The organism is Labilibaculum manganireducens (assembly GCF_963665805.2).
GTDB classification, from domain to species: domain Bacteria; phylum Bacteroidota; class Bacteroidia; order Bacteroidales; family Marinifilaceae; genus Labilibaculum; species Labilibaculum manganireducens.
On the sequence record NZ_CAXXEE010000003.1, the window covers coordinates 2,398,534 to 2,413,986 of the forward strand.

The 15,453-nt window shown below is 36.2% G+C and carries 6 protein-coding genes; all 6 read right to left on the reverse strand.

The window, feature by feature from the left end:
- Positions 1-23: 23 nt before the first annotated feature.
- The 6 genes from ACHZAX_RS09240 to ACHZAX_RS09265 all read right to left on the reverse strand — a co-directional run bounded on the left by ACHZAX_RS09240 (position 24) and on the right by ACHZAX_RS09265 (position 15,449).
- Complete coding sequence (locus ACHZAX_RS09240) at positions 24-3,173, reverse strand: sensor histidine kinase (protein ID WP_320018885.1); 3,150 nt, start codon at positions 3,171-3,173, stop codon at positions 24-26.
- Complete coding sequence (locus tag ACHZAX_RS09245) at positions 3,170-4,168, reverse strand: hypothetical protein (protein ID WP_101311484.1); 999 nt, start codon at positions 4,166-4,168, stop codon at positions 3,170-3,172. Before ACHZAX_RS09245 ends, ACHZAX_RS09240 begins: the two co-directional genes overlap by 4 nt.
- 23 nt (positions 4,169-4,191) lie before the next feature.
- Positions 4,192-6,285 (reverse strand): PKD domain-containing protein, encoded by a 2,094-nt coding sequence (locus tag ACHZAX_RS09250; RefSeq protein ID WP_320018886.1) that lies wholly within the window; start codon positions 6,283-6,285, stop codon positions 4,192-4,194.
- Between the two features lie 10 nt (positions 6,286-6,295).
- A complete protein-coding gene (locus tag ACHZAX_RS09255; protein ID WP_320018887.1) occupies positions 6,296-7,216 on the reverse strand; it encodes a PorP/SprF family type IX secretion system membrane protein in 921 nt (306 codons plus the stop codon).
- 1 nt (position 7,217) lies between these two features.
- Positions 7,218-13,832, reverse strand: coding sequence for a T9SS type B sorting domain-containing protein (locus ACHZAX_RS09260; RefSeq protein WP_320018888.1), 6,615 nt, complete (start codon positions 13,830-13,832; stop codon positions 7,218-7,220).
- A 354-nt stretch (positions 13,833-14,186) separates the two neighbouring features.
- Positions 14,187-15,449, reverse strand: a complete 1,263-nt coding sequence (locus ACHZAX_RS09265; RefSeq protein WP_101311808.1) for an ABC transporter permease — start codon at positions 15,447-15,449, stop codon at positions 14,187-14,189.
- Positions 15,450-15,453: the final 4 nt, after the last annotated feature.

The window sequence follows — 15,453 nt, forward strand, 5'->3', positions numbered from 1 at the left end:
TTGTGTTGATTGTATTTTCATCCTTAGTTATTCGCAGGCAAAGTAAAATAGAAGTACGAGCCCTCGCCGGGAACCGATTCTACACCTATTTCGCCACCAAGCAATGTCACCATGCTTTTTGAAATTGCCAAGCCCAGGCCTGCTCCCCGATATAATTTTTTCCATCCATCTCTAAATTCTTTTCTAAATCTCTCAAAAATCACTTCTTTTTGATCTTCTAAAATCCCTATGCCTGTATCTTTCACAAAAAATTTAACCATTCCTTCTTTATGATATACAATCCCAAAATCAATGGAACCTTCTTCAGTAAATTTTATGGCGTTTCCTATCAAATTAGATAAGATCTGTTTCAATCGTAAAGGGTCTGACAGAATCGTAAGATCCGTAAATTTTTCAATATAATTTAACGTTATATTTTCTGTTTTTAACTCTGATAATTTCTTTACGTGAACCTCATACAATTCTAAAAATATTTCATGCAAATTGCATTCCTGTATTTTCATTTTAAGTTGCCCTGCTTCTATACTTGAGATATCCATTATATCATCAATTAATGACAATAAATCGTTTGTGTTAGACTTAAGTATAGACATATATCTACCTTTAGATGTGGGATTTACATTTGGTTCCTGAAGCATGGATGAAAAACCAACAATAGCGTTTAGGGGAGTTCTTATTTCGTGGGACATATTTGATAAAAAAGCTGTTTTTAAACGATCCGATTCTTCAGCTTTATCCTTTGCCAGAATTAATTCTTTTTCCGTTCTTTTCCGTTCTTTTATCACTTCTTCTTTAGCAATAACTTCTCTGGTTTTATCGTCCAGATTTTGAATTAACTTCCTTTGGATTCTCCTCAAATTCTTTTCCCTAAGCACTACGAATAAACATATTCCCGCAATAAGACTAATAAGAGCCAATATTTGGAACCATGATTTTTGCCACAAAGGATATTTAATTTTGATCTTAAAACTTAAGGGTTCCTCAGATTTTACTCCATTGCCATTCACGGCATTTAATTGAAACTCATACTCTCCTGATCCTAATTGTTTGTATTCGGTTGCTCGTCTGCTATCAGGTTTTGACCAATCTTGCTCATAACCTTTCAATACATACTGATATTGAATTAGTTCTGGTTCATTCAAGTTAATCCCTTTGAATCCAATCTGAATTTTATAATATCCAGGAGGCAACACCAAGTTTTTATTAACGGGATAATCATCCCCATTTACACGTAATGATGAAATCTCCAAACTTGGAGGAACGACACTATTAATTTCCTGAGAAACAGCATAAGTGTAAATTCCCTGATTAGATCCAAAAAGCAATGTATTTCCTTTTCCTATAGCAGTAGAATTTTTATTAAACTCTATTGATGATTGGATTCCTGCATTTTTTTGTATTGTTTTTACATGATAATCGGAGAGTCGAATTTGGCTTATTCCTCCTCTATGAGTTACCCACACGCGCTTTTCATCACAATTCAGGGAGTAGCAATAATCAGATAATAATCCATGCTGAAAATTAATATTCATTATTGAATCCTTATTCAAAACATAAACTCCATTGCCCTGAGTTCCAACCCATATCAGGCCATTTTTATCTTCCAAAACAGAAGTAATATTTAAGAGACTATTCCTATTGGCTAAGCTGATGTTTGTTAATTCTCCATTCTGAATGTATGATAATGTATTGCTAAGTGTTCCTACCCAAATACGGTTTTTATGATCCTTTATAATATGATTTACAGAATTATGCGGCAATCCCTCTTCCTGCATCGTAAACCACTTTTTATTATTGGTGTCGATATTGTATCTGCAAAGTCCCTTTTGTGTTGCGATCCAAATGTATTGGTTTTCGGTTAAAATGGAATTAATTGATTTCTCTAAATTCCCCAGACGAAGAAATTGAGGTTTTATAATTCCGGTCTTATAATTTAAACGATAAACTCCTGATTTTTCTGTCCCAATCCATAGTTCTTCATCATTCCAATCAGCAAGAGCTGTAATTTTCTCATTTTCTAAAGCACCATTTACGTCATAAGAATGTAATACTTTGTTTGATTTTGCATCAACTTTTAAAAGTTCATTTCCGGTTCCAATCCATATTATTTCGTTTTTAATATATATGGAATGGATACTATTACTGTATCGTTCTTCATCGAAATTTATGAATGAGTTTGCAGCAGGCACTAAACGGCTTATACCTCCTCCATACTTGCCAATCCATACGTTTCCTTCGCGGTCTTCAAAAACAGATCTAATTGCATTGGTTTGTAAGCCATTATTTTCACCGTAATTTTCAATTTCGATGGGTTTATGATTCTGAGAAATTTTAAGTTTATAAATGCCACTGTTCAGAGAAGTTACCCAAAGATTCCTCTGCTTGTCCTCAAATAGATTCTGAGCCCTTGAGAATTCATAATTACCTGCAATTTTATGTACTTCATAATTACTTGAATCCAGTTTGATTTGGTACAAACCTTCATTCTCTGTCAGAATATATAATTGATCATTTAATTGGGATTGAATTATATCAACAACCTTATTGTGAGGGATTTCAAGAATATCATTCTTTACTTCAATTTCATTGTTCTTAGTTATTTGACACAACTTAACTCCTTCGGAGGTTCCCACCAATAGCTTATCTTTACCAATAAACTTAAAAGTAAAAACAGGTTGCGTAAAGGAATTCTGATACGATTTATTTTCGAAAGTTTCACTTCTTAATTTAAAAAAGCCTTTATTTTGGCTTGCAATCCAGATATTTGCTTCTGAATCTTGTTCTATATCTGCAATACTGCTTGTTTCGTTAATATAATATCTAAAAGAAACACCATCATAGAAACTTACTCGTCCGTTCAAGTGCCCAAACCATAATCCTTTACTTGTTTTAAGACTGCATGTTATAAAATTTCCACCAAGAGAATCTTGTTCCGTATAATTTTTAAATGTATAACCATCATACTTTGATAAGCCATTGCCAGTGCCAATCCACAAATTGCCTTTTGCATCTTGTGTGATATTATACACGTAGGCTTGAGCCAGGCCATCATCAACACTGTAGTTGATGAATCTGTTTTCTTGTGAAAAGACAAACACAGGAACTGTTATTAAGAACAGTCCTAAAAGTTTAATCAAAATTTTACATTGTCCCATCCAAATAAATATTTTCAATTCTTCTTCTTTTTACCAATTGCTTTCATTTTAATTTTTGGCGTATAAACAGGAACACCTCCAATTGGTATTGAAAAGAAAGGCAGAGCCTCACCGTACTGATTTTTAATTGAAATAACTACATTATTATTTTTCACTAATTCGGTACGGCGCTTAATAAATTGAATTTCCAAAGATGAATTTTTTTCTCGGTCACTTATTGGGAATTTATTTCTAATCCATTGATTTTCGCTGGATAAATCGCAAAGCATACCGTTTTTTGCGACAGAATTAATTCTAATGTATCCATCATTATCCCAATCAAAATTTGTTACTTCTACAGAAATAGTTCTGTCATCTGCAAAAGGATAAATTTGAGAAATATCGTTCATATCATTCGAAAGGCGAAAGGTGTACTCATAAGTAAAAACATTTCCGCCTTCAACTTCCTTGTTTTCTTTCGAGCTTGTACTCAAAAAAAAGCGGTACAGATTTCCATCATCACCTGATTTCCCTGTGACAATAACTTTGAAAACCCTTCCTCCAAATTTTTCTATCATTTCTCCTTCAAAAGGATTAAACGGGCCAAAAGTATACCAATCATTATCATATTTTGCGTCATTATCAAAATTCACCGAAGCCAGGAGGTTTCCGCTGTCAAATTTCCCAACAGGGTCTATATTCTGAGCATCTTTATTCGACCAGCATTCAAATCCTCCGTAAACAGAAAAATTAACTTTAGTATTGTATTCTCCTTTTTGTTCATCATTCATACCTCCAATTTCAGGATCATAAACTCTAAAATAAACAGGTTCGGTATGATTTTCCGGGATTAGAAAAAAATAAATTTGATTAAAATCATCATCACCCCAAGAGGTTTCCGCATCAGCTCCAAAAGTGACTAAATATGGTATATTTTCTTCTGCGGCAGGAACTGCTTGAGCCTTAACGGTGTTTGTTTTTAATAAAACACTGCAGATAAAAAGGCTAAAGATGAATATTTTAATTTTTGTCATTCTTTTTTTGATTTTAGTTAGGCCTATTCCTTTATTGCTTTGAACTCCAGACTACTTGTGTCATTATTTTCTTCGCCCAATTGATTTGTAATTTCATAGACTGCAGTTCGTAAACGGATTTTCTCAACTCCGCGTTCAATAAGATAGTCCGCAATACTTTGAGTTGCTTTCCCTGCTCTATCAAAACTCTGGTTACTTTGCGTGTTTACGTGATACCCTATTTTAAGTTCAAGCAGTGTATTTGACAATAAAATTTCCAACAGACGATTCAATATTGGTGTTGCTGATTCTGAAAAAGATTGTTTTTCAACCTCTATAAATGAATATTGAAACTGAGATGAAAGAACTTGCAATTCTTTTTCAATTGAATGTAATTTAGCATTACTTTTTCTACTTGAATTCAATAGGCTTTCCAGAGCCAATGCTTTTGCCGGATTACTATTTAAATCAATCTCTTCAGATTCCTCTATATTCGAATTAATAAAATACTTCTCTTTCTCAAAAGATTCAAAAAAGACCAAATCAAATGCTTTCAATATACCTCTTGCATCTGAGGTAATATGAATAAGTTTTGGTTGAATTATAAAGGAATCGTAAAGTTCTTGTTGCACAACAAAATTCCTATCTGTGGATGGGTTGTTCTTATTATATGGTTTATTTTCCAACTTCATCCGCATTAATGCTGTTGGGTTTTTAACGATAGCCAATTTTTTTCCAACACATATTTTTTTTCTATCTCCTAAACTATCTTTTTCACTTAAAACCCCTAGAACTATATTATATAGGCCAGCATCATCATAGGAATGGCTTACACTAATTCCTTCATCAAGAATGCCATCACCAAAATCCCAAAAATACTTCTCTAAATTAATTGAAGGCAAGTTAGTTTTGGATGCTTCAAAATTAATCTGATTTTTGGTTAAAGCTTCATCAACACAACTAATATAAGCTTGTTCAAAATCCAGAAGTTCAAATTCATAATTGGTTTGTCTCATAAAGACTTCTCCTGTCCGTTTGTCCATTATATTTAGCTCTACGGTGTACTTTCCAGGCCCATCATAACAATGTTCTGCTTCTTTCCCTTTTACTTTTACACCATCACCAAAAAGCCATTCATAATATGACATTGCTGTATCCACCGGAGTATAGTATTCGTCGTAAAACAGAAAACAATATTGATTTTCTTTAATCGTATCACAATTGGTGAATTGTGGAAATATTGTTTTAAAATCAAAAATATCATCGTTGCCATTTCTATTGCTTGAGAAATAGCCATTTTCAAAATTGCGATCAGTAATTAAACCAAAATCATCAAACTCTGAATTAATTGGTGTGTTAATGTGCAAGACCTTTTGCCATTCACCATCAATCATTTTACTTGAAAAAATATCTAACCCACCTAAGCCCTTATGACCGTCGGATGCAAAAAACAGTTCGCCTGAATCAGAAATGAAAGGAAAACTCTCATTCCCTTTGGTGTTAATTTCAGCGCCTAAATTTTGGGGTGTACCCCATGCATTATTGCCTTTTTTACATACATAAATATCTAATCCGCCAAATCCACCTGACATATCAGACACAAAGAACAATTGCGATCCATCTTTACTTATGTAAGGCATGGTTATGTGATGATCCAAACTATTGTATTCGAAAGGTTCAGGATTACTCCAAACAATTCCATTTAAATGCGAAGTGAATAAGCCCAGCTTGTTTCTATCATCTTTAGTATCCCTTTTTTTACTGGTTACTTCATTATTTCTTGAAAATATTATGACTGAATCATTTGAACCAAAACAGGCAGGACCATCATTAAAATTGGTCATTAGTTCTGTAGCCAGAATCGCAGGGGATTTACCCAAACTGTCTCCTTGAACAGGAACATAGAACATATTAAAAAGTTCCTTGTCTTCAGGAGTTGAAAATGTAACAAAAAGATCAGTTCTTTTATTCGAACAAAATACAATTCCATCTTTGTAGTAAGCGGATGAATACTCATCATCTTGTGCAGAACAAAAAGAAGATAGATTAACCTCATAGTTTGCTGTTTGTCCGTTCGCAAAAAAGGAAGAAATAAGGGTAAAGAGAACTAATAGTATTATGGTAAAAAATTTATTCATAATTCGTTCTTTATAGATTTCTAGGGCTACGAACTTTAATTGTATATTTAAAATCATAACGAATCATTAATTCGTGCGAACCAATTTTGTACTCGCTTAATTTGTTTGAATTAAAATCGGTGGCATATCCTAATTGAAACTGTTTGTTTAGCTGAATTTGAAACATTCCTTTGAAAAACTTCTGCTGACTGTCATAAGCCATTCCAACAGAATATTTCGCCAAGTAAATTAGTTTGTTAATTAAAATTAAATCTAATTTATCTTCTTTCTGATATTTCAACATTACACTTGGAACAAACTGGAAATTTTGCTGTAAGTCGAATTCATAATCACCACTAAGAATATAATTATATTTTGAAATATCATTAGTGATCAGATATTTATCTCTCGATGAATTAAATGTATAGGAAAGCATGCAAGGCAATGAAAATCCAATATGATACTTTTCAGTTGAATAATACACTCCTAAGCTTACTTCAGGAATTAAATAGGTAGGAGAATTGTTTAGAATTAATTCGTCACTGGGATCATTGGCCCGTAGCTCAGTCCAGGCCGTGTTCATCATGATAAATCCACCACCTAATCCCAAAGCTAAATTCCCTTCTCTCATCTTTATTTTAAAGGAATAATTGCCAATTACACTTGTTTCGTCACTAACTCCAATTTGATTATTGATGATTGAAATTCCCAATCCCATATTTTGTTTCCTCATGGGTGAATGCGCCGAAAATGATAATGTTTTGGGTGCTCCCTGGAAACCAACCCATTGATTTCGGTATAACATATTAGCACTTAAAGCATCTCCACTACCGGCGATAGCAGGATTTAAGGCTATAGGGTTAAATATATACTGGTTCGTGAATTGAGTATTCTGTCCTAATATAAAAAGAGGAACAAGAAGCCAAAATATGATGATAATTGTTTTTCTCATTCTATCTCTTTATAACAATGCATCCTCTAAAAATCTTTTTTGTTTCTAATTGCAGCACATAAAAATAAGTGTCCGTTACTAATTCATTTCCATTTCGATCCAGTCCGTTCCAATCGTCTTTATAATTTGAATCGGTGTATATCTCTACCCCATTTCTATTAAAAATAGTTAATTCAATATTCTCTAGATTTTCCGAACCTCTAATCATGAAAAATTCATTTTTACCATCACCATTAGGTGTTATTACCGTAGGAATGAACAATTTGCCAACCATTAATTTCACATCATCGTAATCACTACAGAATTGATTTGTTTCTGTCCATCGAAGAATGTTTTCATCTACCCCTAATTTATCTACTTCTGTATTGGGAGAATATTGATCGTATAAATTAGCATAACCGCTTACTACAGTCCATTCGCCGGTACCTGCAGTTGATAAAACAGCTCCTAACTGTGCCCGGTCGGAATATTCCATTTTTATATCCATACCGGCATTAGCAATTGGTTGTTCCTGGAAAGTGATATCAATAACATCATTATCGGTACAGTCACCATTTGTTTCGGTCCACATAAGCTGGTAGCTGTCATATGCATCCACTACGAGTGTGGCGTTAGGAGAATTAGCATTTGGCATGAAGGTAACATTCCCAACTCCTGATATTTTAGTCCAAATTCCTATGCCGGCACTTGGAGTTGCTGTAAGAGAATATTCAAGACCGCACTGATCTCCTCCATATCCAGCATTTGCTATTGGTTGTTCTAAAAAATTAACAATAACTTCATCACTCGAAGTGCAAGTGCCATTATCTTCTGTCCATCTAAATGAATATGTTCCGTAACTATCTACTGTCACTGCACTGCTCGGGGAATTGGGATTAGGGAAGAAACTTGCGTTGCCATTACCGGAAATTTTGGTCCATGCGCCAGTACCCAAACTGGGTGTTGCGGATAAAGAAAATGTTAAACCACACATATTTCCACCGACACCTGCATTTGCTGCCGGTTGATTGTGAAAGTTAACATCAATCATTTCAGAATCAGTGCAATTTCCATTCGTTTCAGTCCATAAATACTGATAAGATCCAAAATCACTTACAGTTACGGTCGCATTAGAAGAACTGCTGTTTGGAAAAAAACTTGAAATTCCCGGACCTGATACTTGTGTCCATTTCCCTGATCCTACACTTGGTTTTGCATTAAAAATAAAATCTAAATCACACTCATTGCCACCATTTCCGGCATCTGCAATAGGTTGCTCATAAAAATTAATAATTATTTCATCGAATTCGGAACAGTTTCCATTTGCTTCTGTCCATCTTAGTTTATAAGATCCATAACTATCAGCTGTAACTTTTGCATCCGGCGAGTTCTCATTAGGAGAAAAACTAAGATTTCCCGGTCCGGATTCCTTTGTCCACTTCCCAATACCTGAGCTTTGTGTTGCCAAAAGATTATAATCTAAATCACATTCATCACCTCCAACTCCGGCATCTGCATTAGGTTGTTCGTAAAAACTTACACTTACATCGTCGCTATCCGAACAAATATCCTGAACTTCGGTCCAGATAAACTGATAAGTACCGTAAACATCAACAGTTACTGTCGCATTGGGGGTATTTGCGTTAGGTGAAAAAACAGCATTCCCTGATCCACTGATCTTTGTCCATGTTCCTGTACCTACACTTGCTGTTGCAGATAAATTGAAATCAAGATCACATTCATTACCTCCTACACCTGCATTGGCTATTGGCTCTTGCGTAAATGTTAAAGTCATATCATCACTAGCAGAAGAGCAAGCTGGGCTATTAACCGTTTTTGTAAGTGTTATAATACCTGATTCTCCAATTCCAAAATTATAGGTCGGATTATCAATGGTGTTATCATCAAATGTCCCGTTGCCATTGGTACTCCATACAATGGAGCCATTTGCAGAATGGCTGCCGGTAACAGTATAATTGCCACCACCACAAATGTTATCATCTGCCCCAGCATATGAAATTGGAGTTTGATTAAAATTAACGGTGATATCATCTGAACTAACACATATTCCATTGGTAATTGTCCAGCGGTAAACGTAGGTTCCGGAATCTGTTGCTACAGCATTTGAGGCTCCGGTATTGATATTATTGAAAGTTGTTGTGCCAGGCCCTGATTGCTGTGACCAAGAACCAACTCCTATTGTTGGAGTGTTTCCTCCCAAACTTCTGCTTATTAATCCATCACAATAATTTTGATCACTGCCAACACTTGCAACAGTTGGCCCTTCATTAAAATGAACAACAATATCCGCTTCGGATGACGTGCAAGATCCATTGCTGACAGTCCATCTATAAGTGTATGCTCCATATTGACTGGCAATTGCTGTTGAATTTCCAAAATTAATATTGCTAAATGATGTTGTTCCCGGACCGGAAACCTGTGACCAGGTTCCTGTGCCAACCCAAGGAGTATTACCACCTAAACTCATGCTTGTAAGATTATTGCAATTATCCTGATTGTCTCCAACACTTGCGATAGATGGTTTTTGAAAGTAAGTTACTGTTACATCAGCCTTACTGGAAGTACAGGTTCCATTACTTATTGTCCACCTGTATAAGTAGATGCCATATTCACTTGCACTTGCAGTTGAACCTCCCGAATTAACATCACTAAATGTAGTTGTGCCGGGACCAGATACTTGTGACCAGGAACCGATACCAACACTTGGAGTATTTCCAAGTAATGCATTACTAACTTTGTTATCACAAATGTCTTGGTCTGTTCCTACCGTTGCAATTGCAGGTGTTTCATAGAAATTTACAGTAACATTATCACTTGATGGTGTACATGTTCCATTACTTATTGTCCATCTGTAAATGTAAGTTCCATAGTTATTTACAGTAGCCGTTGAATTGTCGGAATTAATATTACTGAAAACTGTTGTACCAGGTCCTGATATTTGTGACCAGATTCCTACCCCAACACCATCCACAGCGGATAAGGTAAAATTCAAACCGCACTCGCTTCCATCAGAACCAGCATTAGCTATAGGCTGCTCATTAAAATTGACAGTTACATCGTCAAAATCGGAACAGCTTCCATTAACTTCAGTCCATCTTAATGTAAAGCTTCCGTAAGTATCTGAGGTTACTACTGCATTTGGATCATTGGCATTGGGAACGAAACTAAGAATGCCTGCACCTGATTGTTTTGTCCACGTTCCAGTTCCAATACTTGGTGTTGCAGACAGAGAAAAATTCAAATCACATTCATTTCCTCCTGAACCAGCATTAGCTATTGGCGGCTCATTAAAATTGACAGTTACATCATCAAAATCGGAACAGCTTCCATTTACTTCAGTCCACCTTAATGTAAAGCTTCCGTAAGTATCTGAGGTTACTACCGCATTTGGATCATTGGCATTAGGAGCAAAACTAAGACTCCCGGTACCTGATAGTTTTGTCCACGTTCCAGTTCCAATACTTGGTGTTGCAGACAGAGAAAAATTCAAGTCACATTCATTTCCTCCTGAGCCGGCATCAGCTATTGGTTGTTCATAAAAGTTAACATTCACTGCATCATTATCTGAACAACCGTTACTAATCTCGGTCCAGGTAAATTGATAAGTATCGTACGCATCAACTGTTACTGTTGCATTTGGAGTATTGGCATTGGGTAAAAAAACAGCATTTCCAGAACCACCTGTTTTTGTCCAGGTTCCTGTACCTAAACTTGCAATTGCTGACAAAGTGAAATTCAAATCACACTCACTTCCATCTGAACCAGCATTAGCTATTGGCGGCTCATTAAAATTGACAGTTACATCATCAAAATCGGAACAGCTTCCATTTACTTCAGTCCACCTTAATGTAAAGCTTCCGTAAGTATCTGAGGTTACTACTGCATTTGGATCATTGGCATTAGGAGCAAAACTAAGAATGCCTGCACCTGATTGTTTTGTCCACGTTCCTGTTCCCACACTTGGTGTTGCAGAAAGAGAAAAATTCAAGTCACATTCATTTCCTCCTGAACCTGCATTTGCAGCTGGTTGCTCATAAAAGTTAACATTCACTGCATCATTATCTGAACAACCGTTACTAATCTCGGTCCAGGTAAATTGATAAGCATCGTACGCATCAACTGTTACTGTTGCATTTGGAGTATTGGCATCGGGTAAAAAAACAACATTACCAGAACCACCTGTCTTTGTCCAGGTTCCTGTACCTAAACTTGCAATTGCTGACAAAGTGAAATTCAAATCACACTCATTTCCTCCGGAACCTGCATTTGCAACTGGTTGTTCATAAAAGTTGACAACTACGTCATCAAAATCGGAACAGCTTCCATTTACTTCAGTCCATCTTAATGTAAAGCTTCCGTAAGTATCTGAGGTTACTACTGCATTTGGATCATTGGCATTGGGAGCAAAACTAAGAATGCCTGCACCTGATTGTTTAATCCACGTCCCTGTTCCAACGCTTGGTGTTGCAGAAAGAGAAAAATTCAAGTCACATTCATTTCCTCCTGAGCCGGCATTAGCTATTGGTTGTTCATAAAAGTTAACATTCACTGCATCATTATCTGAACAACCGTTACTAATCTCGGTCCAGGTAAATTGATAAGCATCGTACGCATCAACTGTTACTGTTGCATTTGGAGTATTGGCATCGGGTAAAAAAACAACATTACCAGAACCACCTGTCTTTGTCCAGGTTCCTGTACCTAAACTTGCAATTGCTGACAAAGTGAAATTCAAATCACACTCATTTCCTCCGGAACCTGCATTTGCAACTGGTTGTTCATAAAAGTTGACAACTACGTCATCAAAATCGGAACAGCTTCCATTTACTTCAGTCCATCTTAATGTAAAGCTTCCGTAAGTATCTGAGGTTACTACTGCATTTGGATCATTGGCATTGGGAGCAAAACTAAGAATGCCTGCACCTGATTGTTTAATCCACGTCCCTGTTCCAACGCTTGGTGTTGCAGAAAGAGAAAAATTCAAGACACATTCATTTCCTCCTGAGCCGGCATTTGCAACTGGTTGCTCATAAAAGTTAACATTCACTGCATCATTATCTGAACAACCGTTACTAATCTCGGTCCAGGTAAACTCATAAGCATCGTACGCATCAACTGTTACTGTTGCATTTGGAGTATTGGCATTGGGTGAAAAAACAGCATTGCCAGAACCACCTGTTTTTGTCCAGGTTCCTGTACCTAAACTTGCAATTGCTGACAAGTTAAAATTCAAATCACATTCATCGCCTCCTGTACCTGCATCAGCAATTGGAGGATCGAAATATGTGACTGTTAAAGTTGCCGCACTCTCAGTACAAGGTCCATTACTTATTTTCCACTGATATTCATATGTGCCATATACACTAACTGTTGCAGTTGAATTCCCTGAGTTGATATCACTAAAAACAACAGTCCCCGGGCCTGAAATCTTAGACCAAACACCTGTTCCAACTGTAGGCGTATTTCCACCAAGAGGATTACTTGTTAATGTTCCACAATTACTAATATCTCCGATAACACCTGCTTTTGTTGGTTCTTCATAGAAACCAATCACTAAATCATCTGAAGCAGAACAAGTTCCATTAGTAACTGTTAGTGTGAATACATAAACACCATACTCGCTAACATTTACATTTGAAAAAAAGGAGTTTGGAGTATCTATAGCAGCAATACCTGGACCCGAAGTTTGTTTCCATTCAGGATTTCCAACACTCGCACTTAGCACTGTTAGTGTGCTGCTTAAAATATTACAGAGATCTTTGTCATCCTCCGGAGCAGAAAAAACGGGCTGACTAAAAATAACATCTATCAAATCAGCATCAGAACAAGTTCCACTATCAACGGTCCATGCAAATCTATAGGTACCCGGTGCTGTTACAGAAACAGTAGTGGCAGGATCAGCAGCATTGGAATAACTCGCGGAGCCTGGACCTGAAACAATAGACCAGGTACCTGTTCCATTGATTGGTGCAGTACCACTAAATTTAAAATTTAAATCACAGGATTCCCCTCCAAAACCTGCATCAGCAATGATATCACCACATGGTCCAGAAGCACAAATTTGGAAATTACCTATCGTATTTTCTTGATCGTATACCCTAACGTAAAGAATTTCTCCTGCTGTTCTACCAGAAAGTACAGCAGTTGTGATATACAAGCCTGAACTGGTTGGAGTATAACAGCCTATTTCAGTTAAACCTGTACATGATCCGGTATATACTGCAAAATTTACTTTGTCGAGCCACCCTGCTGTTCTTTCAGAATATGTTAAAATTACCATTTCATCGGAACTTGGAACGACAGCAGTAAACCAAACATCGCCGCCACTATAATTTCCGCATGAAGGAACAGGTATCGTATTATCGGTAACCCAACTATCAGTAGCATCAATATTATTATATTGAGCTAATGAACAAGCTGAACTAACTGAAAGAGGTGTTGCATTACAGGGCAAATCATTCGTTGGCACAGGAGGTGGTGTGCCGGGAAGTGCCGGAAGTTCCCCCCAAAAGTCATCTTTTAAATTTCCACCAGCCGATAACCGGCTGAATGTTCCCATTACAACCGATACAAATAATAATAAAAAAAGTACTACAAAGAGTAAAGGTCTTTTCATTTATTAATTATTTGAATTTATTATCAATATTCCTTCGTAAGTGTAAAACTACAAAAATTACATATAATAAAGCAGGTACTGTCAACCATTCAAATATTATATTTAATTATTTAATCGGACGTAAAAGCAACGCAATTCATTGATGTGAAGTGCAATAGCACTTTAGATTTGTACGGATTGATAAAGGAAAAGTTCTCCGAATGTTAATATTGATTCCACGAATCCTTGCTATTCTTCCACTAAAAATAAAGAAACATCCTTAATGTCAAGCTTTCAGGAGGCATTGGTCAAGAAAATAGCTTCTATAATTAAAATTACAGAAGCTATTTTATGAATGAAAGTAAAGCTCTTCAATTATTCATCGCGGATTGCATCTATCGGACGAATCTCCATTGCCCGTTTAGCTGGAATTATCCCGGCAAAAATTCCAGCGAGAATTAAAATTCCCAGAGCAATTATTGCAACATTAAAATCTACCTCTGGATTTGTAAACATGGAATTATCACCCCCACCACTTTGAATGGCTTTATTTATAAGTTCCAAAATAATCACACCAAAAACAAGTCCAAACCATCCGGCAATTGCGGTTAAAACAACCGATTCAGTTAAAATAGAGCTAATAATTACCGATGGAGAAGCTCCTAAAGCCCTTTGAATTCCTATTTCTTTTGTACGTTTCTTCACAATAAAAAGCATAATATTACTGACTCCGATTATCCCGGCAATAAGTGTTCCTATACCTACAATCCAAATTAACCCCGCTATACCAATAAATAAATTGTTGATTTTAATAAATTCCTTTTCGATATTCTCACTACCTATGGCGCGATCATCATTTGGATGAACTGAGTGGCGCCTTTTAAGTAAAGCCTTAACTTTCTCCTCAACAAAGGTTGCAGTATATTCACTTTTAGATGTAATGGAATAATGACCTACTCTATTCCCATAATTATATGTTTTTTGAAGCGTAGTAAACGGTATAAAAATAGATTGATTCTGCCATTCTCCCCATCCTTGGTTGTGCATGGACTTGAAGGTGCCAACAACCTGAAAATAAACTCCATTAAGCTTAATGTATTCGCCAATTGGATTTTCATCTTTTTCAAACAATACCTCAATCACCCTTTCTCCAATGACAGCAATTTTTCGGGTATCATTAATATCAACCTGATTCAGGAATCTACCATCGGTTATGATTACCGGATCAATTAAGTTCACTTCAGGAACATCACCAAGAATACTAAAAGCGCCGGTTTTTAATCCTCTGATAACATTATTATCACCATCACCGCCACGTGCCTGAATCCGGGGAGCCAACAGTTTTACTTCAGGGATATTATCCAGAATTGCTTTCGTATCCTGATTTGTAAAATGATACCTGCGTCCCTGCTTATATCCTTTATAGGGTTTGCTTGTTGGTTGGGTCCAGATAAAAACTGAATTTGTAGCAAAATCCCCCATACCATAATACACCCCATTTTCAAGTCCTTTCCCCGAACCCAGCATAATAATAAGCATAAAAATTCCCCAAAAAACTCCGAATGCAGTTAAAAAGGTTCTTAATTTATTGCTTTTAAGAGCCATATATACTTCAGTCCATCTATCTCGGTCAAACATTCTG